The sequence below is a fragment of the Mycobacterium sp. SMC-4 genome, assembly GCF_050205565.1.
GTDB lineage: Bacteria > Actinomycetota > Actinomycetes > Mycobacteriales > Mycobacteriaceae > Mycobacterium.
Map to the genome: position 1 here is coordinate 492432 of NZ_JBNMQU010000001.1, position 24374 is coordinate 516805.

A 24374-nucleotide genomic window follows, 5' to 3' on the forward strand; every position below is an offset into this window, starting at 1 on the left:
ACAGGCCGACGTGCGGCAAGGTGCCGAGAGGGGGTGATCATGTGTTTCCTGTGCCGCTGACGGTCACGATGACCGGTGTCACGAAGTCTCAGCTCGCCGGCTGGCGACGAGAGCCTGTCGTCCTGGCCCCCGAGTACGGCACCCGGCCGCGCGCGCTGTACAGCTTCCAAGACCTGGTTGCTCTGCGCACCTTCGCCCGACTGCGCTCCACCGTGTCCCTGCAGAAGATCCGCAAAGCTTTGTCCACTCTCGACATGCTCGAGCTCACCGAGCACCCCTCGAAGTACACGCTCGTCGCTCACGGCGAGTCGATCGCGCTCGTCGAGAACAGCAACGAAGCCATCGACCTGGTCGCCGCACCCACCACCAGGGTCATGGTCGAGATGGTCGATGTCTTCAACAGCTTCATCAACCGCAACGAAGTCAAGGTCGTCGATTTCAAGCACCCGAAGCCGGAGCTCGAAGTCAATCTGAACCGGCTCGGCGGCTGGCCGACGATCAGAGGCACCCGCGTCCCGTACGACGCGGTTGTCGACCTCGTCGCTGACGGCGACGTGTCGTTCGATGAGGTCGCTGAGTACTATCCCTCGGTCACTCCTGACGCCGTCGCTGACGCCGTGGCATTCGCGCAGCTCATCGAGGCGGCTGCGTGAAGATTTTCCTCGACGAGTCCTGCAACCTAAAGATCGTCGGCGCGGTCAGAGCGATGTTTCAGGACCACACATTCTTCGTTGGCGGCATCGACGTCGAGAAGGGGATCCTCGATATTCCGCTGTATCCCATCGTCGCTGGACTCGGCTGCGAGGTGTACATCTGCGCCGACAATGGCCAGCTCGACAAGCGGCCAGCCGAACGCGTCGCGTGCAGGCGAGCCGGTTTGCACTGGGTCGGTCTACGCAAGGTCCCGGCCAAAGGTAAGCGCGGCGCCACCGCTGACGCAGCGCGACTGATTGCGGCTTTCCTACACATCCTCGACGACGTTAAGGAAGCCGGCGCTCCCCGGTACTACCGGCTCGAGCGAGGCCCGAAGAACGCCGACGAGGCAATCGAAGAAGTCGGCGATCTCTGAGGCGGGGCCCCGTGCACCGTGGCCATGTTGAACGCGCGGCCATGAACACAACACCACTTATCACCACCGCGCTCTACCTCGTAGCCGTCTGCCTCCAGCTCGCCGAACGATGGGTCACACCCAGCCTCGAGATCTGGGAATCCGACACCCCCCCCAGCTCTACGCCTTCGCACTCCCTCGCCGCGAACGGAGGCGATGGGGGCACGTCCTGTTTGCCGCCGCGGCGCTCATCGGGCTGGGAACATCCATAGCGCAGCTGATCACAGATTTGGTCGCAGAATTCGAGGAGGAAGCCATGCCACAAGAGGTACTGGGGGACCGCCGACGGTCGTGATTCAGATGCGTAACCGCCGCGCTGGTGTCGAGGATCGGTGGTCGAAGACGGTCCGGTTACCTGACGGCTCCACTGAGGTTGTTCCGTCTGCCGCCCACGGTAAGGGTTTGCGTTGGCGCGCAAGGTATTCGACGGCAACGGTAAAGAGCACGCGAAGGGCTTCGGCCGGAAAGCTGACGCGCAGAACTGGCTGAACAAGCAGGTCAGTGACCAGGTGACGGGCACCTGGACGGACCCGGCGCTGTCGGCTGTCACGTTCGGGGCCATGGCCGAGCGGTGGATCGACACGAAGGTAAACAGTTCGGCCACGACGGTCGCCGGGTACCGCTCCCTGCTCGACACCATCGTCCTGTCGCGGTGGAAGGACACGGCGCTGCGGGATGTCCGGTTCGACGATCTGCAGGCGTGGATCACCGGGCTTTCGGTCAATGGCTCGGTTCGGTTCGAGGGCGCCGGCTTGAGTGCGTCGCGCGTGCGGTGGGCGAACGTCAAGGTGGTGCAGAAGCTCCTCGGCCACAAGTCGGCGGTCCTCACGCAGGACCGCTAGGGCCATCTGTTCCCCGGCGACCTGGACGCGCTCGCTGTCGCATTCGACGCGGCGGCGGGAACCGCTGCGGCGCTCTGCGGACGGACTTCCCCCGGATAGCAATCAGGCCCCCTCGAAAGGGGGCCTGATCAGTGTGGCAGGTACAGGATTCGAACCTGTGTAGGCGTAAGCCGACGGATTTACAGTCCGCTCCCATTGGCCGCTCGGGCAACCTGCCTGGGTACAACATGCGCTGCACAGCGCGGACAGCAGAATACAACGAGGACCGCCCTCGGGCACAAACGCGCGGGTAGGGGGCGGTGTCGGGAGCGTTCCCGGCGACGGCCAAGATGGGACGAGGTCCTATCACCACCGAGGAAGGAACGATTCCCATGGCGGATTCATCGTTCGACGTCGTCAGCAAGGTCGACCGTCAGGAAGTCGACAACGCGCTGAACCAGGCGGCCAAGGAGCTGGCCACGCGCTTCGACTTCCGCGGCACCGACACCACCATCGCCTGGAAGGGCGAGGAGGCCATCGAGATCGTCTCCTCGACCGAGGAACGGGTGAAGGCCGCCGTCGACGTCTTCAAAGAGAAGCTGGTGCGCCGGGACATCTCGATGAAGGCCTTCGACGCCGGCGACCCGCAACCGTCGGGCAAGACCTACAAGGTCAGCGGCACCCTCAAGCAGGGCATCGACAGCGAGCAGGCCAAGAAGATCACCAAGCTGATCCGCGACGAGGGCCCCAAGGGCGTCAAGGCACAGATCCAGGGCGACGAGATCCGCGTCAGCTCCAAGAAGCGCGACGACCTCCAGGCGGTCATCGCGCTGCTCAAGGGCTCCGACCTCGACGTCGCGCTGCAGTTCGTCAACTACCGCTGAGTGATTCACATGGGCGCCGAATTTGCTGTGGCGCGGCGCCCACCGCCCTAGTGTGAACTCCTATGGCAGCGAAGCGCGAACCCAGGGTCGTGGTCCTCGGAGGCGGGTCGTGGGGCACGACGGTTGCGTCGATCTGCGCGCGGCGCGGACCGACGCTGCAGTGGGTGCGTTCCGAGGACACCGCTCGCGACATCAACGACAACCACCGCAATTCGAAATACCTTGGCGACGAGGTGGAGTTGGCACACACGCTGCGGGCCACCACCGACTTCACCGAAGCCGCCGAATGCGCCGACGTGATCGTGATGGGGGTGCCGTCACACGGATTCCGTGGGGTGCTCAACGAATTGGCAACCCAGCTGCGGCCGTGGGTCCCGGTGGTGTCGTTGGTCAAAGGCCTCGAGCAGGGCACCAACTACCGGATGAGTGAGATCGTCGCCGAGGTCCTGCCGGGGCACCCCGCCGGAATCCTGGCCGGCCCCAACATCGCCCGTGAGGTCGCCGAAGGCTACGCCGCGGCCGCCGTACTCGCGATGCCCGACCAGCATCTTGCCGCGAACCTGGCACAGCTGTTCCGCACCAAGCGGTTCCGCACCTACACGACCGACGACGTCATCGGTGTGGAGATGGCCGGCGCACTGAAGAACGTCTATGCCATCGCGGTGGGCATGGGGTATTCGCTGGGCATCGGTGAGAACACCCGCGCCATGGTGATGTCGCGGGCGGTGGCCGAGATGTCGAAACTCGGTGTCGCCATGGGCGGCAACCGCGAGACCTTCGCCGGGCTGGCCGGCATGGGAGACCTGATCGTCACGTGCACGTCGCAGCGCAGCCGCAACCGTCACGTCGGCGAACAACTCGGTCAGGGTAAGACGATCTCGGAGATCATCTCGGCGATGAACCAGGTCGCCGAGGGCGTGAAAGCCGCGAGCGTGATCATGGAGTTCGCCGAGAAGTTCGGGATCCCGATGCCGATCGCCCGCGAAGTCGACGGCGTGGTCAACCACGGCTCCACCGTGGAGCAGGCCTATCGCGGCCTGGTCGCGGAGAAGCCGGGCCACGAGGTGCATGGCTCGGGTTTCTGACGTCCTAGTTGAAGAACGGGTTGGTGCCTTCCGGGCGCGCCAGCAGCGGGTTGACGGCGTTGACCACCCACGTGGCGTCGGGGGTGACGACGAACCCGGCCTGATTGCGGCTGTCCACGCACGAGGTGGTGGCGCCGTCGGTGCCGCAACTGACCGTGCCGAAGCTCAGCCGGGTGTTCGGCGGCAGCGCGTTGACCGGACCGTCGTACATCCGCAGCGGCGCCGACGCGAAGCCTGGGACGCCGCCGGTGGTGCCGCTGACCAGGTTGGCGCCCTGCGGCGCACCGGGCAGCGGGCCGTTGCAGCCGTAGCTGCCGGAGCGCTGCAGCATGCAGACCAGGTCTCCGACGCTGAACGCGTAGGCGGTGCCCTCGTAGATCGCGAAGTCCTTGGGGCTGACCGGCGGGTAGGCGTTGACGTTCGGCGCGGGAGGCGGCGGTGGCGGCGGCGCCGGTTGCGCCGCGGCGGTGGGGGCGCACACCGCACCGGCCGCTGCGACGCACGCAGCGCTGATCAGAAGTCGGGTCAGCACGATCACAGCTTAAGTGTCGTCACCGAGCTCGGCAGTGTTTCATCTGGCGGCTTCATTCCCGCCGAGATTGCATCCAGCGTGGCCGAAAAGCGTACTTGACGCGCGTGGAATGCAATTTCGGCGGTCAGTAGGGGCTGCGGCCGCCGCCGGCCATGGCCTCCAGGCGCGCGATGCGGTCGGCGATCGGCGGGTGCGTCGAGAACAGCTGCCCGATCTTCTCGCCGGAACGGAACGGGTTGGCGATCATCAGGTGCGCCTGATCGGCCAGCTGCGGCTCCGGCGGCAGCGGCGCGCGCTCCACCCCCGCGCTGATCTTGCGCAGCGCACTGGCCAACGCCAGCGGGTCACCGGTCAGCTCCGCACCGGACTGGTCGGCCTGGTACTCGCGCGACCGCGACACCGCCATCCGGATGACCGTCGCCGCGATCGGGCCGAGCAGCGAAACCAGCAGGATCGCAAACGGATTCGAGCCGCCCTCGCGGTTCCCACCGAACATGCTGGCGAAGAAGGCCAGGTTGGCCAGCGCGGTGATCACCGACGCCATCGCGCCGGCCACACAGGAGATCAGGATGTCGCGGTTGTAGACGTGGCTCAGCTCGTGACCCAGCACGGCGCGCAACTCACGTTCGTTGAGCATCTGCAGGATGCCGGTGGTGCAGCACACCGCGGCGTTGCGCGGGTTGCGCCCGGTGGCGAACGCATTCGGGGCGGCCGTGTCGCTGATGTAGAGCCGCGGCATGGGCTGGCGCGCAGTGGTGGCCAGCTCACGCACGATCCGGTACATCACCGGTGCCTGCATCTCGCTGACCGGCTGCGCGTGCATGGCCCGCAACGCCAGCTTGTCGCTGTTGAAGTACACGTAGGCGTTCATGCCGATGGCGAACAGGACCGCCAGGAACATGATGTTGCGCCCGAACATGGCGCCGACCCCGACGATCAGGCCCGAGAACACCGCCAGCAGCAAGAACGTCTTGGCCCTGTTGGCATGCGGATGCCAGGTCATCGCGGCTTGCCTCCTTCGAAAACGTGCGCACGTACCGTGCCTGCAGAAGTCATCGCCTGACTAACGCGCACGCGCCCCCCGCAGGTTCCGGATCCGTCAGCCGTCTCGGTGGACGGTGTAGCTGACGAGCGAGGCCAGCGCGTCGCGGCCCGGTCCCGCCGGCAGGAGGGCGAGTTCCTCCTCGGCCCGACGGGCGTACTCGGCGACCGTCTCCTTGGCCTTGCGGATTCCGTCAGACGCGCGCAGCAGGCGCAGCGCTTCTGCGACGTCGTCGTCGTTGTCGATGGGCTGGGCCAGCAGTTCGCGCAGCCGGTCGACGTCGGGACCCGAGTCGCGCAGCGCGTAGAGCACCGGCAGCGTGTGCACCCCTTCACGCAGGTCGGTGCCGGGCACCTTGCCCGATTCATCAGGATCGCTGTCGATGTCGATGATGTCGTCGGCGATCTGGAAAGCAGTCCCGACGATCGCGCCGATGCGGCTGAGCCGCTCGATCTGCTCCTCGTCGGCGCCGGAGAACGTCGCTCCGAACCGGCCGGAAGCCGCGATCAGGCACGCCGTCTTCTCGTAGACGACCTTCAGATAGTGGTCGACGGAGTCGACGTTCTCGGCCGCGCCGCGCGTCTCGCGCATCTGTCCGGTGACCAGCAGCGCGAACGTGTCGGCGATGATCCGCACCGCATCCGGTCCGAGCCGGCTGACCAGGCGCGACGCCGTCGCGAACAGATAGTCGCCGGCCAGGATCGCGATGTTGTTGCCCCAGCGGGCGTTGGCGCTCGGGGCGCCGCGGCGCATCTGCGCCTCGTCCATCACGTCGTCGTGGTACAGCGTGGCCAGGTGCACCAGCTCGATGACCGCGCCGGCAACGGTGACCTGCCATGCATCGGGTTCGGGACCCAGCTGCGCCGACAACACCGTGAACAGCGGCCGGAACCGCTTGCCGCCGGCTTCGAACAGATGGTGCACCGCCTCGGCCATCAGGACGTCGGCTTTACCCAGCTCCTCGGACATCAGCGCTTCGATGCGGGCGACGCCGTCACGGACGTCCTGAGCGAACTGAGCGTCGCCTAAGTCCACTCCTGCCACCACGTTCGCGGGCGTCCTCACACTGCCAACATACTGTGAACCATGAACCCGAGCGCTGATGTGGTCGTCGTCGGGGCCGGACCGGCCGGTTCGTCGGCGGCCGCCTGGGCGGCCCGGGCCGGGCACGACGTGTTGGTGATCGACTCCGCCGAGTTCCCCCGGGACAAGGCCTGCGGTGACGGGCTGACCCCGCGCGCCATCGCCGAGCTGCGCCGATTGGGGTTGGGTGCGTGGCTGGACGGGCGGGTCGCGCACGAAGGTCTGCGGATGTCGGGGTTCGGCGCCCACGTCGAGGTGCCGTGGCCGGGCCGGTCGTTCCCGCCGTCGAGCAGCGCCGTGCCGCGCACCGAACTCGACGACCGAATCCGTCTGGTGGCCGTCGACGACGGCGCGAAAATGAAACTCGGGGCCAAAGCAGTTGACACCGAACGCGATTCTGCGGGCCGGGTCACAGCGGTCGTGCTCGACAACGGTGAGGTCGTGCGATGCCGGCATCTGATCGTCGCCGACGGGGCGCGGTCCACGCTGGGCCGCGCGCTGGGCCGGCAGTGGCACAAGGAGACGGTCTACGGAGTCGCGATCCGCGGTTACATCGCCACGCCGCGTAGCGACGAGCCGTGGATCACCTCGCATCTGGAGCTGCGCTCCCCCACCGGTGAGGTGCTGCCGGGCTACGGCTGGATCTTCCCGCTCGGCAACGGCGAGGTGAACATCGGTGTCGGCGCGCTGGCCACAGTGAAGCGGCCTGCCGATGCCGGACTGCGGCCGCTGCTGAACTACTACACCGGCCTGCGTCGCGACGAGTGGGGTTTCGACGGCGACCCGCGGGCGGCGCTGTCGGCCCTGCTGCCGATGGGTGGCGCGGTGTCGGGTGTGGCCGGACCGAACTGGATGCTGATCGGCGACGCCGCTGCATGCGTGAACCCGTTGAACGGGGAGGGCATCGACTACGGGTTGGAGACCGGCCGGCTGGCCGCCGAACTGCTGGGGGCGGGATCCTACGAGACGGCATGGCCGGCGGTGCTGCGCGAGCACTACGCGCGCGGGTTCTCGGTGGCGCGGCGGCTGGCGCTGCTGTTGACGTTCCCGCGGTTCCTGCCGGTTGCGGGACCGGTGGCGATGCGGTCGTCGGCGTTGATGACGATCGCAGTGCGTGTGATGGGCAACTTCGTCACCGACGAGGACGAGGACATGGTCGCGCGGGTGTGGCGCGGCGCCGGGCGCCTCTCGCGTCGCCTCGACGACCGCCGCCCCTTCACGTGATTCCGGTCGCGCTGTTTTGCCGAGAGCGCGTGTTTGTTGGGCGACACGCCGGGTTTGGTGAGCATTTTGCGCGCGCTCGTCGGGCGCGACCGTGACGAACGTGTACCGCGCGCCGCTGCGGTCCCGAAGCGACGACGTCTATCCGGCCTCGACGCTGCGCCGTGCCCTCGAACTGGGGCGGTGCGGGTTCGGCGACCGCGGCCACGGCGGGCAGTTGGAGCGGCGGGTGGAGCGGTTCGCCGCGGCGCCCGACGGCTCGCTGGTGTGGACCCGTGACGGCGAGGGGTGGTACTGGCTCGGTCGCCTCGACGGCGCGTACTTCTACGACGTCGACGGTGAAGACGTCGACCTCGTGCATGTGCGACCGTGCCGGTGGCTCTCCGACCCGGTGGACGAATTACGTTGCCCCGCAGCGGTGATCGCGACGTTCGGTCGGGGTGGCCGCAACTTCCAACAAATCCACGACGCGCGTGTGGGCACGGAGTCCGAAAAGCTGTGGGATCAGCTCAGCGACTGAACTGACGTCGCGGATGCCGGCGGCGAGGTACCTGCGACCGGCCGATGGCAGGGCCCCCCGCCGAGCAGTCGGCGGCACTACAGACCCTCGCGTGCGCATCGAGCGCGCTTTCGTCGGCTACGAACGCGCGCGAAATGCCGGGAAAAGACGGCCTGTCGGCCAGCAGACGCGCGCTCTCGCCAAAACGAGGCGAGGGGATCAGGGCTTGGTGGCAGCGTGCAACGCGACGATGCCACCGGTCAGGTTGCGCCAGCGCACGTCGGCCCAGCCGGCCGCCTCGATGCGCTGCGCGAGCGCACGCTGGTCCGGCCACGCCCGGATCGACTCGGCCAGGTACACGTACGCCTCAGGATTCGACGACACCGCGCGCGCCATCCGCGGCAGCGCCTTCATCAGGTACTCCTTGTAGACGGTGGCGAACAGCCCGTTCGTCGGCGTGGAGAACTCGCACACCACCAGCCGACCGCCCGGCCGCGTCACCCGCGCCATCTCCCGCAAACCCGCGCTGTGGTCGACGACGTTGCGCAACCCGAAACTGATCGTCACCGCGTCGAAGGATTCGTCGGCGAACGGCAGCCGGGTCGCGTCACCGGCCACCTTCGGCACGTCCCGCGACGCCCCGGCGCGCAGCATGCCGACCGAGAAGTCCGCCGCCACGCACGACGCACCCGAATTCGCCAGCTCCACCGTCGACACCGCGGTGCCGGCGGCGAGGTCGAGCACCCGGTCACCGGGGCCGATCCGCAGCGCCTCTCGGGTGGCGCGTCGCCAGAACCGGTCCTGGCCCAGCGAGAGCACAGTGTTGGTCAGGTCGTAACGCCGTGCCACGCCGTCGAACATCGACGCGACCTCGTGCGGGTCTTTCTCCAGCGAAGCGCGGTTCACCGTGCCGACGCTACCTGTGAACAGCAGCGGACCGGGAATGGGCTCGGCCGGCGATACCTTGTTAGGCGTATGAGTGGAAAAGTCTGGTTCATCACCGGTACCTCGCGCGGCTTCGGGCGCGAATGGACGATCGCCGCGCTGGACCGCGGCGACAAAGTGGCCGCGACCGCCCGCGACACCGCCACGCTCGACGACCTGGTCGCCCGATACGGCGACGCGCTGCTGCCGATCGCCCTCGACGTCACCGACCGCGAAGCCGACTTCGCCGCGGTCAAGGCCGCACACGACCATTTCGGCCGGCTCGACATCGTCGTCAACAACGCCGGCTACGGGCACTTCGGGTTCATCGAGGAGATCACCGAAGAAGAAGCCCGCGCCCAGATCGAGACCAACGTGTTCGGCGCACTCTGGATCACCCAGGCCGCGCTGCCCTACCTGCGTGCCCAGCGCAGCGGCCACATCATCCAGGTGTCGTCGATCGGCGGCATCACCGCGTTCCAGAACGTCGGCATCTATCACGCCTCCAAGTGGGCGCTGGAGGGCTTCTCGCAGTCGCTGGCCCAGGAGGTCGCATCGTTCGGGATCCACGTCACGCTGATCGAACCGGGCGGGTTCTCCACCGACTGGGCCGGGTCGTCGTCGCGACGGTCCACCCCACTGCCCGACTACCAGGCGGTTCACGAGGAGGCCGACCGGATCCGCAGTCAGCGCGTCGCCGAACCCGGCGACCCGAAGGCCTCGGCACGCGCGATCCTGAAAGTCGTCGACGCGCCCGAACCGCCGCTGCGGGTGTTCTTCGGCGAGCTGCCGCTGCAGTTGGCCAAAGCCGACTACGAGAGCCGACTCAAGACGTGGGAGCAGTGGCAGCCCGTCGCCGTGGAGGCGCAGGGCTGAGGCTCACGCCGCTCGGCGGGCGCGGGTCCCGATGACCGCCTCGTAGTGACCCAGCAGCTCGTCACAGATGACCGGCCAGGTCCGGCCGAGGACGCTGCGTCGCGCGGCCGGCGCGTACCGGGACCGTTCGGCCACCAGATGGGCCACCGCGGTGGGCAGTCGACGCTCGAAGTCGGCCACCGGCAAGAGCAGGCCGGTGTGCATCGGGGCCACCAGATCGCGCGGCCCACCGGCATCCGGAGCGACGACCGGCAAGCCCGAAGCCATGGCCTCCTGCACCGTCTGGCAGAACGTCTCGTGCTCGCCGGGATGAACGAAGACGTCCATGCTGGCGTAGGCGGTCGCCAGCTGCGGCCCGTACAGCGCACCGGTGAACACTGCTGCAGGCAAACGCTTTTCGAGTTTGGTGCGGTCGACGCCGTCACCGACGACGACCAGTTGCACATCGTCGCCGAGAGCTGAGAGCCGTTCGACGTGCTTCTCCGGGGCGAGCCGGCCGACGAACCCGACGATCGGTTTGCCGTGCGGTGACCAGGTCCGCCGCAGCGCGTCGTCACGCGCCGACGGGACGAAACCCGTGACATCGACACCGCGGGCCCAGCGGTGCACCCGCGAAACACCATGGTCAGCAAGGTCTTTCATGGCTGCCGTGGACGGCGCCAGCGTCCGGTCCGCGTGGTTGTGCAGACGACGCGTCCACACCCAGGCCGCGCGGGACAACGCCGCGACGCCGTAGCTCTGCGCGAAGCCGGCCACGTCGGTCTGGAACACCGCGACGGTCGGCACTCCGAGGCGGCGTGCCGCATGAACCCCGCCCCAGCCGAGCAGCGCCGGGGAGGCCAGATGCACGACGTCGGGATCGAAGCCGCGCAGCACACCGACCATCCGCGGCCACGGGATGCCCAAGGGCAACGAGGTGACCGTCGGGAACATGCGCGACGGCACCCGGTGGACGCGGACCCCGTCGTACACCCGCTCGGCGGCGGGCTGTCCCGGCGGAGTGTCCGGGGCGATCACCATGACCTCGTGGCCGGTGCGGCGCAGGTGCTCGATGACCCGCAGCACCGAATTGGTGACGCCGTTGACGTTGGGGAGGAAGGACTCTGCGACGATCGCGACGCGCACACCGGTGACGCTGACACCACGACCTGTCGGGAAGGTTGCCGCCAGGGATATGTCGCGAGAACTGTGCTGAGAGGATGGTCGTATGCGTTCGTCCCGATGGCTCGCCCTGGTCGCAGTGATGTGCCTGCTGACCGGGGCCGTCGGCTGCGCCCGGCAGGTGACGGGCACCGCCAAGCCGCCGGCGGTCACGGCGCCGCTGGCACTGTCCGAAGACGGCTACGGCGTGATCGCGGGTTTCGACACCGCCCCGGCCCAGATCGAGATCTACACCGAGCCGCAGTGCACTCACTGCGCGACCCTGCAACGGGACTTCGGCGACGACCTCGCCTACTACATCGCGGTCGGCGCCCTCCAGGTCACCTACCGGCCGCTGACCTTCATGGACGTCGACTACGAGGGCTACTCGGCCACGGTGGCCAACGCGATGTTCGTCGCCGCCGAACCGGTGGGTCCGGTCACCGCGACCGGCGCGCAATTCCAGCGCTTCGTGGGGCAGCTGTGGGGCAACCAGGACCCGGGTGGCCAGCCGTTCAGCAGCGCGGAGCTGCGGGACATGGCGCTCGGCGCCGGTCTGCCAGAGCCGGTGGCCGCGAACGTCGCCCAAGGCGCGGCGAGCGTCGACGTCGTCGACATGGACGAGACCAACTACACGCTCCTGTTCGAGGTCGATCCCGACGAAGCCGGCACCCCCACGGTGTTCGACCTGCGCGCCGAGCAGAAGCTCGACATCTACGACGCCAGCTGGCTCGACGAGCTCGTCGCGTCCTGACCCTCGACGATGCGCCGCTGGATCACCGCAGTCCCCGCCAGCGCCGCGCCGGCGACGATCCAGCCGACCACCGCGATCGAGCCGGCGGGAATGATCGCCAACGAGGCGTCACGGTCGCGGACGCGGACCAGATCGGGATCGTTGACGTCGTACTCGACGTAGATGCGCATCCCGTTCTCGAGTTCGGAGGGATACAACACCCCCAATTCGGGCCGGTAGGTGACGCGGTCGGGCGTGACGAACTCGATCGTCGACCGGCGCGGACCCGCGTCGAGCACGTTCGCCTCGGCCACCCCCATGTTGCGTTCGATCTGGCGGTCGTTGCGCCACGCCCCGAGCACCAGCAGCACCGACTGCAGTGTCACCAGGCACGCCGCCACCACGATGCCGATCCGGACACGACGCAGGATGCGGCCGCTGCGGGTCTCCCCCGGCTCGCCGTACAGATGCGGAATCACGATCTGCCACAACGCCTTCAGGCGCTGGACGAAGCTCACGGGGCGGGAATCGTTCGCTCCGCTCACAGGACCGGAATCGTTCGCTCCGCTCACCGGGCCGGAATCGTTCGCTCCGCTCACAGGGCCGGAATCGTTCGCTCCGCTCACAGGGCCGCCCTGATCGACGCATGCAACGCCCGCAACGACGACCGGTCGGCCTTGACCTCCAGCACCCGCATGCCGTCGAACGGCTCGTCGAGTGCCTCGGCCAATTGCGCGGCCTCGATCTGTCGGCTCTCCACGTGGTAAGCCCGGCACAGCGCCCCGACATCGACGTCGTGCGGTGTGCCGAAGACACGTGACGACACGTCGGAGAAGCGGGGGTCGCCCTGTTCGAGGAGTTCGAAGATGCCGCCGCCGTTGTCGTTGGACACCACGATGGTCAGTCGCCGCGGGGTCGGTTCGGTGGGCCCGATCAGCAGGCCGGAGCTGTCGTGGACGAAGGTGAGGTCACCGATCAGGGCCACGGTGCGACCGCCGCTGCGCTCATGCGCCAGCGCCGCGCCGATCGCCGTCGACACCGTGCCGTCGATACCGGCGACACCGCGGTTGGAACGCACCTTCACCTCGGCGGCGGCGAAGCCGACCAGCGCGACGTCGCGAACCGGATTCGACGCGCCCAACACCAGTTGATCGCCGGGCCGCAACGTGTCGGCGACCGCCGCGGCCACGTGCAGCCCGGTCGTCAAGGGATGCGCGGCAAGCTGTCCCCGCACCGCATCCACGGCATGGCGGTGCACGTCGGCGCAACGGCGCAGCCAGGCGGCCGACGGCGCGCCAGAGATGACGGCGCGGGTGCCGGTGGCCTGCGAGTTGCCCGAGACATCGGGCCAGCGCGGCCCGGTGGTCAACGCGTACACCGGAATCGACGAGTCGGCCAGCAGCGCCGAGACCGGCCGGTGCAGGGTCGGACGCCCCAGCATGATGACCTGCTTGGGCCGAATCAACCGCAGCGCCAACGGATGCAGCGGATTCTGCGGCTGCGGTGCGGTGGGCTCGGCGACGGTCGGCAGGTGCGACAGATTGGGATGCACACCCGCGCCGTGGCCCGCGATCACGACGGTGTCGGGGGTGACGTCGATCTCCAACGGCTGGTCGAACGTCACCGGCGGGGTGTAGGTCCACGGCTTGCCGTCCGGGCGTCCATCGGGCGCGTACGGCACCGCCGGCTCCTCGGCGTCGGGCACCAGCGGCTCACGCAGCGGGATGTCGAACTGCACCGGACCGGCGTTGGCCGACCGAGATCCGGTGGCCGCCACCAGGACTCGACACGTCGCCGAACGCCACTGGGCGTTGAGCGCATCCATGTCAGCGGTTTCCTCGGCCAGACCCAGGCTGATGTTGGCGCGCACCTGCGTGCCGAAATAGCCCAGCTGCTCGAAGGTTTGGTTGGCGCCGGTGCCGAGCAGCTCGTAGGGCCGATTCGCCGACAACACGATCAGCGGGACCCGCGCATAGTTGGCCTCCACCACGGCGGGCCCGAGGTTGGCCACCGCCGTACCCGACGTCATCGCGACACAGACCGGCGCGCGTTCGGCCACGGCCAAGCCGATCGCCAGGAAGCCGGCGGTGCGCTCGTCGATTCGCACGTGCAACCGCAGCCGGCCGGCGCGGTCGGCGTCGTGCAGCGCGAAGGCCAGCGGCGCGTTGCGCGACCCCGGGCACAGCACAACGTCGCGGACGCCGCCGCGGATCAGTTCGTCGACGACCACCCGGGCCTGCGCCGTCGATGGGTTCACCACTACAGGGTATCGGCGAAGAAATTGAGGATCGCGGTGTTGACCGCCTCGGGCTTCTCGATGAAACCCAGATGACCCGTGGCCGGAATCTCCAGAAAGCGGGCGTTCGGCATCGCGTTGGCGACCTCGCGGCCCAGGTAGGACGGCAGCAGCACGTCGTCCTCGAAGCCGATGACCAGTGCGGGGGTCTGGATGCTCTGGTAGGCCGGCAGCCGACTGCCCTGTGGGGCGATCGACAGTTGTGCGCGCAGCCCAGGGGTGTATTTCTGCGGCCACATGGTGAACATGTCGATCCAGTCGCGCACGGCGTTGTCGTCGTTGAGCGTCTTGGGCGAAAAGCTCTCCAGCAGACGGATTTTCGCTTCGTACTCCTTGGGAAGCTGCACGCCCGAGGCGGTCATCGCGCGCTCGGCCTCACCGAAGAACGTGCGGGTGCGGTCGTGGCGGCCGCGGGTGGCCATCAGCACCGCCGAACGCACCAGCTCCGGGCGGGCCACCATGAGCTCCTGCGCGATGAAGGACCCCATCGAAACGGCCACGATGCGCACCGGAGCCAGGCCGAGGCGCTCGATGATCCCCGCCACGTCGCTCACCATCGTCTCGGTGCTGAAGTCCGACGCGTTCTCGGTGGCGCCGACACCGCGGTTGTCGAACGTCACACAGCGATAACCGGCACGAGCGAACACGGGTACCTGATGCAGGTGCCAGGTCCGGCCGGCACCGCCGCGACCTGCGATGAACAGCACGGGCTCCCCGGAGCCGCGATCGTCGTATGCCAGATCCACCCCGCCGACGCTACTGGAGCGATTTCGGCGTGCTTATCGACGGTCAGCGACGACAAGCACGCCGAAATCGCTCGGGATGGAACCGGAAGGCGCCCGCCGACGTCCGCTAGTACATGTTGGACGCATTCCTGCGCAGTCACGACGGCGTCATCACGCTGGCCCAGGCCCGCTCGGCCGGCCTCAGCCAGGCCGCGGTGCAACGGCGCGTTCGGTCGGGTCGCTGGGTGCGCTGCGCCCGCGGGGTGTATTTCGTCGACGACCGACCGTTCACCGATGCCGCCCGCATCAGAGCGGCAGTGTGGAGTTACGGTCCGTCCGCCGTCGGCAGCGGATTGACCGCCGCCTGGTGGCACGGCCTCACGAAGTTTGCCCCCGAAGTCGTCGAGATGACGATCCCGAGGGACAGCAACGGTCGCAGGCGCGTCGGCTGTCGACCGCGTCGCCGCGACCTCACCCGCACGGACATCGTGGAAGTGAACGGGCTGAACGTCACCGATCTCGCGCTGACAATCGTCGAAGCCGCGGCCCGACGGGGTGGCGGGCCTAAACTGCTGGACTGGGCGCTGCAGACGACCCGAATCGATCTGCCGGCGCTGTGGGCAGCGCATCTGCGCCACACCGGCCGATACGGCTCACCGCGAAGTAGGCGGCTGCTGCAGGCTGCCGACAACGGTGCGCGGTCGGAAGCAGAGCGGCTGCTGCTGAGGTTGCTGCGGGAGGCCGGAATCAGCGGGTGGCGGGCGAACTACCGGGTGGGCGGTTACCGCGTCGACGTCGGCTTCCCCGGTTCGAAGGTGGCCATCGAGGTCGACGGGTTCGCATTCCACAGCGGTGCCGCAGAGTTCCAGATCGATCGCACGCGTCAGAACGACATCGTGCTGATGCAGTGGCAGGTGCTGCGCTTCACGTGGCTGGACCTCGTCGAGTACCCCGAGCGCGTCGTCCAGGTCATCCGCGCCGCGATTTCGGCGTGATTGTCGACGCTCAGCGTCGCTTGGCACGCCGAAATCGCACGGAACGGAGGGCGGCGTCCCAGAGCAGTCCGGTCGCAGCGCCCAGCGCAGCCGGCTTGACCAGCTCGCGGCCCATCATCGCGGCGGCGGCAGCCTTGGTCGACGCCGAGGCCTTGGACATGTGGCCGCTGTCGAACGGCGGCTGCGGGTCGTACTCCATCGACAGCTGAATGGCCCTGGCCTTGCTCTCACCGCCGATCTGCGCAGCCAGCCACAGGCCCAGGTCGATGCCCGCGGACACTCCGGCGCAGGTGACGGTCTTGTCGTCGGCGCGCACGATGCGCTCGTCGTCGACGGGCGTGGCCCCGAACGTGCGCAGGAACGGCAGCGCCGCCCAGTGCGACGTGGCGCGTTTGCCGTCGAGCAGCCCCGCCGCCGCGAGAATCATCGACCCCGAGCACACCGACGCCGTCCACGTTGTCGTCGCGTGGGCGCTGCGCACCCAGTCGAGCACCTTCGCGTCGCGCGCGTGTTCGGTCGACGAGAAACCGCCGGGGACGAGCAGGACGTCCGGGGTCGGGGTTTCGTCGAAGCTGTGCGTGGCGCCGACGAGCAGCACCGCGGAGTCGGCCGCGATCGGACCGGGTTCGTGCCAGACGAACCGGACCTCGGCGTCGGGCAGGTACCGCAGTGACTCGTAGGGGCCGATGAAGTCGAGCGCGGTGAAGCCCGGGTAGAGCATGATGGCGATCTGCATGGTGTCTCCTTGGGTCAGGCGAACGTCTTGCGGTACTGGTCGGGCGGAATGCCGAGACGACGAACAAAGGTGCGGCGCAAGGTCTCTGCGCTCCCGAACCCGCAGCGGGCGGCGATCACCGCCATGGTGTCGTCAGTCTCCTCGAGTTGCCGGCGTGCGGCTTCGGTACGGATGCGCTCGACGTAGGCGCCCGGCGCCTCCCCCACCTCCTCGGTGAAGACCCGGGTGAAGTGGCGGGGGCTCATCGCGGCGCGCCGGGCCAGTTCGGCGACGCTGTGCGCGCCGCCGGGGTGCGCTTCGACGGCTTCCTGCGCGTCGCGGATCGGGGTGCGTCGCGCCCGCGGCATCCACACCGGCGCGGCGAACTGGGTTTGCCCGCCGGGCCGGCGCAGGTACATCACCAGGTAGCGGGCGACGGTCTGCGCGGCCTCGGTGCCGTGGTCGTCCTCGACCAGCGACAGCGCCAGATCGAGCCCCGCCGTGACGCCCGCGGCCGTCCACACCTTCGCCGAACTGCGCACGAAGATCGGGTCGGGGTCGACGGTGACGTTCGGGAACTCCGCGGCCAGTTCCGCCGCGTAAGCCCAGTGCGTCGTGGCCACGCAGCCGTCGAGCAGGCCGGCTTCGGCGGCGAGCACCGCGCCCGTGCAGACGCTCACCACGCGGCGGGCGGTCGTCGACACCGCGGCGATCCACCCGATCAGCTCGCTGTCGCGGCGGGCGGTGTGAGTGCCGACGCCGCCGGGGATCACCACGGTGTCCACCGGTGCGGACGGGTCCGGTAGCGGCTCGGCGACCAGCGTCAGCCCGGTGCCGGTGTGGACCGGGACGCCGCCGGAGGCGACCACTCGCACGTCGTAACCCTCGCCGCCGACCGCGGCCACGAACGCCGACGCTCCGTTGAACACCTCGAACGGCCCGACCATGTCGAGCGCCTGCACGCCGGCGAAGCCGACCACCAGCACTGTGCGCACCATGCACTCAGTCTCTGGCCTGCCGACGATGTCGTCTAGGCCATGGATCCCACAGATCAGGACAACAGCGGATGGCAGGCGCGGACGCGGTCGATCCACCACTGCCGTCGCTGCGGGGTGACGGCCAGCGCGGCCAGCCGTGCGGGGTCCGGCGTCACCGTCGTGGCCGGGAGGCTGCCGTCCACCGGCACCGGCGGTTCGGCGACATCCTCGACGAACAGACTGCCGGTGCCCAGCCCGCACGCATGGGTCAGACGCGGTAGCGCAGCAGCGGCCACCAGCCCCGTGCCGATCCCGACCGCCGAGTCCAGCGCGCTGGACACCACGATCGGCACGTCGATATCGGCGGCGATGTCGAGCATCGCGGCCACGCCACCCAGAGGCGCGACCTTGAGCACGGCGACGTCGGCCGCGCCGCTGCGCACCACGTGCAGCGGGTCGGAGGCCTTGCGGATGCTTTCGTCGGCGGCGATCGGCACGTCGACCTGCCGGCGCACCTCGGCGAGTTCGGCCACGGTGCGACACGGTTGTTCGACGTACTCCAGCGCGCCGTCGGCCGTCAGCGCCCGCGCCGCCGCGACCGCCTCGGCCACCGTCCAGCCGCCGTTGGCGTCGACCCGCACCGTCGGCACCAGGGCGCGGACGGCGTTGACGCGCGCCACATCGTCGGCCAGCGACTGACCGGGTTCGGCGACCTTCACCTTCGCTGTCTGCGCGCCCAGGAATCGCGCGACGATGTCGGGCACCGCCGCCGCCGGCACGGCGGGCACGGTGGCATTGATCGGGATGCGGTCGCGGCGCACAGCCGGCACCGGTCGGTACGCCGCCTCGATCCCGGAGGCCAACCAGTGCGCGGCCTCGGCAGGCTCGTACTCCACGAACGGCGAGAACTCACCCCAACCGTGCGGCCCCTCGATCAGAGCCACCTCGCGAACGGTGATGCCGCGGAAGCGAACCCGCATCGGCAATGCGACCACGTGCAGGCGATCGAGAACGTCGGACAACTCCACCACCGCTTCATCGTGGCCCACCCACTCCGAAATTGGTGTCATCGGGGTGTCCGCGCCGCACCGATACTGATCAGGTGAGTGTGACGGTGTCGGAGGTGGAAGCGTCACGCCCCGACGACGTGATCGCCGCGGCGGACAGGTTGCGCGGCAAGGTGGGCGACCTCGACACGGCCATCGGCGAGCAACGTCGTCAACTCGAAATCATGCGGCGGCACTGGCAGGGCGCCGGGGCTGATGCCGCCATCGCCAAGGGCGAGCAGGAGTTGGCGCGACAGCAGCACTTGCGTGCGCGTCTGCATCTCATGGCCGAGACTCTGCAGCGCGGCGGGACCCGACTCGGCCGCATCCGCACTGCGCTGCTGGCGGTGGTCGAGCCGCTGCGCCGCACGGGCTGGCGGATCTCCGACGACGGGGTGGCCACGCCGCCGTGGTTCGCGCCGTTACCCGTGCGGGCGCTGGCGCCGGCCCATACCGCGCTGATCAAGAAGCTACTGGGGCTGTTCGCGTCGGCCGACGAAGCGACCGCCGACGCGATGCGCGCGGCATGGGGGTTGCCGCCGACGGTGGTGATTCCCGGTGCACCAGCCGATCCGCCGACCGACCCCGGGCACGGCGAACACGGTTCACAATCCCCCGGCATCGGCGACCGGGTCGCCGAACAGGCGATCGCCGCGGCTGCCGAAGCCGCCGACGTAGCGGGCTGGGATCACGCCGCCGAACACCTGCGTCACTACCTCGACAACAGCGGCGAGGATCTCGAGCTCGACGTCGACACGTTCCTCGACCAGGTCCCCGGAGCGCAGCAGCGCACCGACGAACTGGTCAACCAGGAGGTCGCCCGGATCGTCGCCGACGCCGAACGCAGCGGCAACTACGGACAACCCATTCCGTTCCAGACCGGTTGGCAGGACGGCACTGTCAACAAGGACGCGAACGCCGACTGGTACTACGCGGTGGGTTCCTACGAGCAGTCCGCGTCGGGCGTCGTCGTCGTACATCCCCCGAGCAGCCCGGGCGCCAAACCGAGGGTGTCGGTGGAGTACCGGACCCACGTGTTCGACCGGTACAACTGGGACGGCGGAAAGAGCGTGGAGATCCTGGGCCAGACGATCACCGACGACCAGATGGGCCGACTGCACACTGTCGGGCTCGCGCAGGAGTACGACATCCGCGGCACCTCGCAGACGTACCGTTACGAAGGCGCCGCACCCGGGCCCGGCGGTCCCGTGCCGCTCCCGCCGGCGCAGCCGACACCGCGCGGGCTGCAGAGGCCCGCCTGAGAGAGGAGTCCGTGTGCCGTCGTTCTGGGTGTGGCTGTCGCTGGTCCCCGCCGCAGCAATGGTGTTGTCGGGCTGTTCCTCGGGGGAGCCGGACACTTCCGGGATCGTCGCCACCGCAGAGCAATTCGGCGGCATCCGGTTACCCGCCGACGTCGAGGTCCTCGGTGCGCGTGCCGACACCGGCGGGCCGGACGACTCCTATCGTCTGTCGGTCAAGACCACTCCGGAGGGCGCCGACCAGCTGGTCGAGGACTCGGGGCTGGCGGGCGGGCGGCCGGAGGAGCCGGGTTTCGTCATCTACACCCAGGACATCGTCGCCGGACCCGAACTCGTCGCCGGGTCGGGCGTGCTGAGCTGGCAGGACCGGATCACCAACGGCGACGGTCGCCTGGTCAGCCGCAACATCACCGTCGACGAGCGCCAGTCACCGGAGGTCTACGTGCACCTGCTGGTGTTCGACGTGTCCTGACCCGCTACACCGTCGCGCGGTCGCGACCCTCCCAATGTGGTTTGCGGAGTTCCTTTTTCAGGATCTTGCCGGTCGGGTTGCGCGGCAACTCGTCGACGATGTCGATGCTCTTCGGGCACTTGTAGCCCGCAAGCCGCTCGCGGGCGAAGGCAATGAGGTCTTTCTCCGAGACGTCGGACGCGGTGACGACGACGGCCTTGACCGCCTCGCCCCACTTGTCATCGGGCACACCGATGACGGCGACGTCGGTGACGGCCTCGTGCTCGGCGAGGACGCGTTCCACTTCGATCGAGTAGATGTTCTCGCCACCGGAGATGATCATGTCCTTCAGCCGGTCCTCGACGAAGATGTAGCCGTCCTCGTCGACGTGGCCGATGTCGCCGCTGCGGAACCAGCCGTCCTCGGTGATCGCCTCGGCGGTGGCGTCAGGCAGGTTGTGATAGCCCTTCATCAGTTGGTCGGTGCGGAACCACAATTCGCCCTGCTGACCGGTCGGGACCTCCTCCAGCGTCTCCGGGTCGACAACACGGAGCTCGGCGTTGTTGGTCAGACGTCCGGCGCTCTGCAACCGTTCCGGACGGTCGGTGCTGCGATGGTCCTCGGGCATGAGCCGGCTGATCACCCCGCACACCTCGGTCAGACCGTAGACCTGGATGAATTCGGTGTCAGGCCAGGCCTTGAGCGCCTGCCGCAGCAACGGCAACGGCATGGGCGCGGCACCGTAACCGAAGGTCTTGAGCGCGCCGAACAGTTTGATCGCGTCCTCGCCGGCTTCGAGCACCGTGGCCAGCACGGCCGGTACCAGGAAAGTGCGGTTGGCGCCCTTGAGGATGGCGTCGGCGAGTGTTGCGCCGTCGACCACCCGGGTCATCACGCTGGGGACGCCCGCGTAGATGCCGAACTGAATCCACGACGACCCGCCGACGTGGAACAGCGGCATCGAGACCATGCTCTTGTCACCCTCGGCGAACTCGTAACCGTCCTGGTTGTTGACCGTGTGGGCGATCAGGTTCCGCTGGGCGATCTCCACACCCTTGGGCCGGCCGGTGGTTCCCGACGAGTACATGATGATCGCGACATCGGAGGGGTCGACGTCGTCGCTGCGTTCGACGGGTTCGGCGGATGCCAGCAGCGCCTCGTATTCGTCGTCGCCCTGCGGTGTCACGGTGATGATGTGCTCGATGGCGGGCAGCTTGTCGGCGATCTTGTCGATCACCGGCTTGAACTCCGCGCCGACGATCAGCAGCTTGGCACCGGAATCATTGATGACGTAGTCGAGTTCGTCCGCGGCGAGACGGAAGTTGAAGATCGCGGTGGCCGCACCCAGCGATGCGGCCGCGAAGGTCAGCTCGACGCACGCGGGGTGGTTCATGTCCAGGAACGACACGACGTCACCGCGTTTGATCCCCCGTTGCGTGAGGGCCCCGGCCAGCCGGCGGATGCGGTCGTTCCATTGCGCCCAGGTCCAACTGCGGTCGAGGTAGACCATCGCCTCGGCGTCGGGTGTGGTTCGCGCCCAATGGGACACGCGGTCGTCGAGGAGACGGGGTTCGGGCAGCTCGGACATGGTCACAGGGTGCCATGCCCCGGTGCGACACCATGCATTTTCATCCAAACCTCCAGTTGTTCAGTGGACCAGCGGGGCCAGGTAGGCCTGCGCGTATCGGGTGACCGCCGTGTCGTCGCTGACATCCAGTACGGGTGTGCTGACCTGGACCAGCGAAGCCGCCAGCCGGATGTGCAGTTCGGCCACGGCCAGCAGCTCGTCGTCGGACATCGTGGCCCCCGCCGCCCGCAACGCCTTGGCCATCGCGGTGGCCGCGCTGGTCAAAAACTGTCGGGCTTCGCCGACCATGCTCGCGGTGGCGGTGAAGTCGTCGTCGAGTTGCAGGAAGCGGCGCATCACCGGTTCACCGGTGAGCAGACGCACCCCCTCCCGGAACGCGGCCACCGCGGCCTGTTGCGGCCCGTCGTCGATCGCCACCGTTTGCAGCCGGGCCATCGCGAATTCGAAGATCTGGCGGCCCAATTCGGTGATCAAGGTGTCGCGGCTGGGGAATCGGCGGTACAGCGTGCTGCGACTGACTCCCGCCTGCCGGGCGATGACGTCCATACTGAGGCGGCCGACCCCGACGAGCGCGACTTCCTCGGCGGCCGCCTTGAGGATCGCCGACTCCTGCTCGGTGCGGCTGTCGGTGTTGCGGCGACGCATCAGGGCCCGCCGACGGGGCAGCGCCCAGCCGGCGGGGCGAACGAATCCAACGCCACGGACCGATGCAGGCGCACCAGCTTCTCGTATTCGATCCGGTTGCGGGCCAGCGGGATCAGCAGCAGCCGGTCCGGCAGGACGCGCCACGCGATCTGCAGCAGCCCGGTGTAGAGCGCAAATTCGCGGTCATGACGGGCCTGCCAGTCGAAACCGGTGAGCTCACGGATGCCCGGGTGCAGAATGCCGAACGAGCAGACCTTGACCACTCGGCCGGCGACGGGGCGCAGCACCATCCACGACGGTGTGAGCGCTTTGCGCAGGGCCGGCGGCAGCACCAGGGTGGGTAGCGGCAACCGGGTCAGGTCCGCGGTGACGCGACGCAGGAACGGATTGGAGGCAAGTTCCTCGCGCACCATCGTCTCGTAGTAGTCGGTGGCCTCGTCGTAGGTGGCGGGCAGTTTCGCGCTCTTGCCGGGCAACTCGAGCGAACTGAACGCTTCGAGCAGTTGCTGGTAGGCGAGCTCGCGTTCGGCCTCGTTGAGGGTGTAGCCGGTGGCAGGGGTGAACGAGTTGAGCACCAGGAACAAGCCGCTGACCGCGATCCAGTTCCACAGCTTGGGGTCGAGCGCGCTGTAGCGCACGTCGGAGAAGTCGCCGACGCCTTTGCCGCGCACCTCGCGATGCATGGTCTTGAGCCGCTGACCTTCCAGCTCGCGGTCGCGGGCGTCCCCCCAGATCGCGAGAAACGCCGAGAAGCCGCTGCGCACACCGCGATCGGCGAAGTTCTCGGCGAAACGTCCGGTCTTGTCGACCGCGGCGGCCACCGGCACCAGCGCGACCTCGTCGAACGCCGCGGCGCCGAAGAAGCCGCCGAAGACGCTGCCGGAGTGCTTGCGGAATTCCCGCATCACACGCGGTCGCACGGGTTGCGTACTTGTTCGAGGAACTTCGTTGACGACCGCGACCATGGGGTCCTCCCGGATTGCTGTTGACACAAAGACTAGCTTTTTGTGTCAACATGTCAATGGTGCGGGAGGGCGCGCTCGGCGGGCGCGAGGGCGCGCTCGACGGGCGCGAGGGTGCGCGAAATGCTGACAGTTCTCGGTGTGTCGAGGGACAGACACGCGCGCTCGCGAAGCAAGGCGCTCGCGGTGTCAGGCGCCGGCGCAGACTCCGGAGTCGCGGATCACGGTGCCGTAGACATTGGCGGTCGCGATGTTGGCGTTGATGACCCCGGACGGCCACCGCTGCTTGATCTTGTCGCTGATCTGGGTGAACTGATACCAGAGCCGGTAGATCGAATCACCGTGGAACAGCGGCGAATACTCGCTCTGGTCCGGATAGTTGATGATGAACAGGGTGTGCGCCCGCGGATCCAGGAATGCCGCGGACTGGTCGAGGTTGGCCGCCACGATATCGCCGGCCTCGGTGACCCCGGGACGCGACCAGTCGTCATCCTGGTCGGCGAGGAAACGCTGGAACCCGAACACCTGACCCATCAGCTCGCCGTATTGGGCGTTGAACCACTGGCAGGACTCCCGCTGCGCGGTGATCTGCTGCGGGGTGACGCGGATCTGCCAGAGGTTGTATGGGAACGGGGTGTAATCGGGCTGCCAGTCCGATGGGTACGGCGTGAACACCGGCAGCGTCGGCGCGGCCGGCTCCGCGTGACTCGGCGGCGCCGCGACGAGCAGCAGGCCCACCGCAAGAGTCAGCACCCACCGGAACATGG

Annotated in this window: 27 protein-coding genes and 1 tRNA gene; 12 read left to right on the forward strand and 16 right to left on the reverse strand. The window is 68.4% G+C overall.

All coding sequences use genetic code 11. The features are described from left to right. Positions 1–41: 41 nt before the first annotated feature. The 3 genes from ACQI46_RS02320 to ACQI46_RS02330 all read left to right on the forward strand — a co-directional run bounded on the left by ACQI46_RS02320 (position 42) and on the right by ACQI46_RS02330 (position 1950). Positions 42–653 (forward strand): DUF433 domain-containing protein, encoded by a 612-nt coding sequence (locus ACQI46_RS02320; RefSeq protein ID WP_427092315.1) that lies wholly within the window; start codon positions 42–44, stop codon positions 651–653. Then, positions 650–1069, forward strand: a complete 420-nt coding sequence (locus ACQI46_RS02325; RefSeq protein WP_427092316.1) for a hypothetical protein — start codon at positions 650–652, stop codon at positions 1067–1069. Before ACQI46_RS02320 ends, ACQI46_RS02325 begins: the two co-directional genes overlap by 4 nt. 446 nt (positions 1070–1515) lie before the next feature. After that, entirely contained in the window at positions 1516–1950 is a 435-nt protein-coding gene (locus tag ACQI46_RS02330) for a hypothetical protein (protein ID WP_427092317.1), read from the forward strand. A gap of 134 nt (positions 1951–2084) precedes the next feature. Here ACQI46_RS02330 and ACQI46_RS02335 read toward each other — a convergent pair. Then, positions 2085–2167: transfer RNA gene (locus tag ACQI46_RS02335), tRNA-Tyr, on the reverse strand. A 154-nt stretch (positions 2168–2321) separates the two neighbouring features. Between ACQI46_RS02335 and ACQI46_RS02340 the strand changes: the two genes are divergently transcribed. Together ACQI46_RS02340 and ACQI46_RS02345 are read left to right on the forward strand one after the other, a co-directional pair. Next, complete coding sequence (locus ACQI46_RS02340) at positions 2322–2813, forward strand: YajQ family cyclic di-GMP-binding protein (protein WP_427092318.1); 492 nt, start codon at positions 2322–2324, stop codon at positions 2811–2813. 62 nt (positions 2814–2875) lie between these two features. After that, a complete protein-coding gene (locus tag ACQI46_RS02345; RefSeq protein ID WP_427092319.1) occupies positions 2876–3898 on the forward strand; it encodes an NAD(P)H-dependent glycerol-3-phosphate dehydrogenase in 1023 nt (340 codons plus the stop codon). A gap of 4 nt (positions 3899–3902) precedes the next feature. On the opposite strand, the gene ACQI46_RS02350 is transcribed toward ACQI46_RS02345, so the two are convergent. The 3 genes from ACQI46_RS02350 to grcC1 all read right to left on the reverse strand — a co-directional run bounded on the left by ACQI46_RS02350 (position 3903) and on the right by grcC1 (position 6537). Further along, on the reverse strand, positions 3903–4433 hold the full coding sequence (locus tag ACQI46_RS02350; protein WP_427092779.1) for a hypothetical protein: 531 nt from the start codon (positions 4431–4433) through the stop codon (positions 3903–3905). A gap of 121 nt (positions 4434–4554) precedes the next feature. Then, entirely contained in the window at positions 4555–5433 is an 879-nt protein-coding gene (htpX, locus tag ACQI46_RS02355) for a zinc metalloprotease HtpX (protein WP_427092320.1), read from the reverse strand. Between the two features lie 96 nt (positions 5434–5529). Further along, on the reverse strand, positions 5530–6537 hold the full coding sequence (grcC1, locus tag ACQI46_RS02360) for a nonaprenyl/(2E,6E)-farnesyl/geranylgeranyl diphosphat synthase (protein WP_427092321.1): 1008 nt from the start codon (positions 6535–6537) through the stop codon (positions 5530–5532). Between the two features lie 21 nt (positions 6538–6558). Here grcC1 and menJ point away from each other — a divergent pair, with 21 nt between their 5' ends. Together menJ and ACQI46_RS02370 are read left to right on the forward strand one after the other, a co-directional pair. Further along, on the forward strand, positions 6559–7779 hold the full coding sequence (gene menJ / locus ACQI46_RS02365) for a menaquinone reductase (RefSeq protein WP_427092322.1): 1221 nt from the start codon (positions 6559–6561) through the stop codon (positions 7777–7779). A 91-nt stretch (positions 7780–7870) separates the two neighbouring features. Next, positions 7871–8296 (forward strand): GAF domain-containing protein, encoded by a 426-nt coding sequence (locus ACQI46_RS02370; protein WP_427092323.1) that lies wholly within the window; start codon positions 7871–7873, stop codon positions 8294–8296. Between the two features lie 198 nt (positions 8297–8494). Here the strand turns inward: ACQI46_RS02370 and ACQI46_RS02375 are convergent, their stop codons facing one another. Next, positions 8495–9181 (reverse strand): demethylmenaquinone methyltransferase, encoded by a 687-nt coding sequence (locus ACQI46_RS02375; RefSeq protein ID WP_427092324.1) that lies wholly within the window; start codon positions 9179–9181, stop codon positions 8495–8497. Between the two features lie 69 nt (positions 9182–9250). On the opposite strand from ACQI46_RS02375, the gene ACQI46_RS02380 reads away from it, so the two are divergent. Continuing rightward, positions 9251–10075 (forward strand): SDR family oxidoreductase, encoded by an 825-nt coding sequence (locus ACQI46_RS02380; RefSeq protein ID WP_427092325.1) that lies wholly within the window; start codon positions 9251–9253, stop codon positions 10073–10075. 3 nt (positions 10076–10078) lie between these two features. Here ACQI46_RS02380 and ACQI46_RS02385 read toward each other — a convergent pair whose 3' ends face one another. Further along, complete coding sequence (locus ACQI46_RS02385) at positions 10079–11200, reverse strand: glycosyltransferase family 4 protein (protein WP_427092326.1); 1122 nt, start codon at positions 11198–11200, stop codon at positions 10079–10081. An 82-nt stretch (positions 11201–11282) separates the two neighbouring features. Between ACQI46_RS02385 and ACQI46_RS02390 the strand changes: the two genes are divergently transcribed. Then, entirely contained in the window at positions 11283–11969 is a 687-nt protein-coding gene (locus tag ACQI46_RS02390; protein WP_427092327.1) for a DsbA family protein, read from the forward strand. On the opposite strand, the gene ACQI46_RS02395 is transcribed toward ACQI46_RS02390, so the two are convergent. The 3 genes from ACQI46_RS02395 to ACQI46_RS02405 form a co-directional block, all read right to left on the reverse strand. Then, positions 11930–12466 (reverse strand): DUF3592 domain-containing protein, encoded by a 537-nt coding sequence (locus tag ACQI46_RS02395; RefSeq protein WP_427092328.1) that lies wholly within the window; start codon positions 12464–12466, stop codon positions 11930–11932. The genes ACQI46_RS02390 and ACQI46_RS02395 overlap by 40 nt on opposite strands. Before the next feature lie 104 nt (positions 12467–12570). After that, the gene (gene menD / locus ACQI46_RS02400; RefSeq protein ID WP_427092329.1) at positions 12571–14205 is read right to left on the reverse strand and encodes a 2-succinyl-5-enolpyruvyl-6-hydroxy-3-cyclohexene-1-carboxylic-acid synthase; all 1635 of its coding nucleotides are present in this window, start codon (positions 14203–14205) and stop codon (positions 12571–12573) included. Between the two features lie 2 nt (positions 14206–14207). Beyond that, a complete protein-coding gene (locus ACQI46_RS02405; RefSeq protein ID WP_427092330.1) occupies positions 14208–14990 on the reverse strand; it encodes an alpha/beta fold hydrolase in 783 nt (260 codons plus the stop codon). A gap of 113 nt (positions 14991–15103) precedes the next feature. Here ACQI46_RS02405 and ACQI46_RS02410 point away from each other — a divergent pair, with 113 nt between their 5' ends. After that, the gene (locus ACQI46_RS02410) at positions 15104–15964 is read left to right on the forward strand and encodes a type IV toxin-antitoxin system AbiEi family antitoxin domain-containing protein (protein WP_427092331.1); all 861 of its coding nucleotides are present in this window, start codon (positions 15104–15106) and stop codon (positions 15962–15964) included. A gap of 10 nt (positions 15965–15974) precedes the next feature. On the opposite strand, the gene ACQI46_RS02415 is transcribed toward ACQI46_RS02410, so the two are convergent. Genes ACQI46_RS02415 through ACQI46_RS02425 form a run of 3 tightly spaced genes read right to left on the reverse strand, consistent with a single transcriptional unit; the run spans position 15975 to position 18726 of the window. Next, on the reverse strand, positions 15975–16700 hold the full coding sequence (locus tag ACQI46_RS02415; RefSeq protein ID WP_427092332.1) for a DJ-1/PfpI family protein: 726 nt from the start codon (positions 16698–16700) through the stop codon (positions 15975–15977). A 14-nt stretch (positions 16701–16714) separates the two neighbouring features. After that, positions 16715–17677, reverse strand: coding sequence for a GlxA family transcriptional regulator (locus ACQI46_RS02420; protein ID WP_427092333.1), 963 nt, complete (start codon positions 17675–17677; stop codon positions 16715–16717). A gap of 53 nt (positions 17678–17730) precedes the next feature. Beyond that, positions 17731–18726, reverse strand: a complete 996-nt coding sequence (locus ACQI46_RS02425) for an o-succinylbenzoate synthase (RefSeq protein ID WP_427092334.1) — start codon at positions 18724–18726, stop codon at positions 17731–17733. 32 nt (positions 18727–18758) lie between these two features. Between ACQI46_RS02425 and ACQI46_RS02430 the strand changes: the two genes are divergently transcribed. After that, positions 18759–19964 (forward strand): WXG100 family type VII secretion target, encoded by a 1206-nt coding sequence (locus ACQI46_RS02430; protein WP_427092335.1) that lies wholly within the window; start codon positions 18759–18761, stop codon positions 19962–19964. 13 nt (positions 19965–19977) lie between these two features. Next, positions 19978–20433, forward strand: a complete 456-nt coding sequence (locus tag ACQI46_RS02435; RefSeq protein WP_427092336.1) for a hypothetical protein — start codon at positions 19978–19980, stop codon at positions 20431–20433. Between the two features lie 4 nt (positions 20434–20437). Here ACQI46_RS02435 and ACQI46_RS02440 read toward each other — a convergent pair whose 3' ends face one another. From ACQI46_RS02440 to ACQI46_RS02455, 4 genes are all read right to left on the reverse strand, one after another. Beyond that, complete coding sequence (locus ACQI46_RS02440) at positions 20438–22000, reverse strand: long-chain-fatty-acid--CoA ligase (protein WP_427092337.1); 1563 nt, start codon at positions 21998–22000, stop codon at positions 20438–20440. A 60-nt stretch (positions 22001–22060) separates the two neighbouring features. Further along, complete coding sequence (locus ACQI46_RS02445; protein ID WP_427092338.1) at positions 22061–22645, reverse strand: TetR/AcrR family transcriptional regulator; 585 nt, start codon at positions 22643–22645, stop codon at positions 22061–22063. After that, positions 22645–23610 carry an oxygenase MpaB family protein gene (locus ACQI46_RS02450; RefSeq protein WP_427092780.1) on the reverse strand — a complete coding sequence of 322 codons (966 nt, stop codon included), beginning with the start codon at positions 23608–23610 and terminating at the stop codon, positions 22645–22647. The genes ACQI46_RS02445 and ACQI46_RS02450 overlap by 1 nt, the downstream gene beginning before the upstream one ends. Positions 23611–23796: 186 nt before the next feature. Then, complete coding sequence (locus ACQI46_RS02455; protein WP_427092339.1) at positions 23797–24372, reverse strand: hypothetical protein; 576 nt, start codon at positions 24370–24372, stop codon at positions 23797–23799. Between the last annotated feature and the right edge of the window lie 2 nt (positions 24373–24374).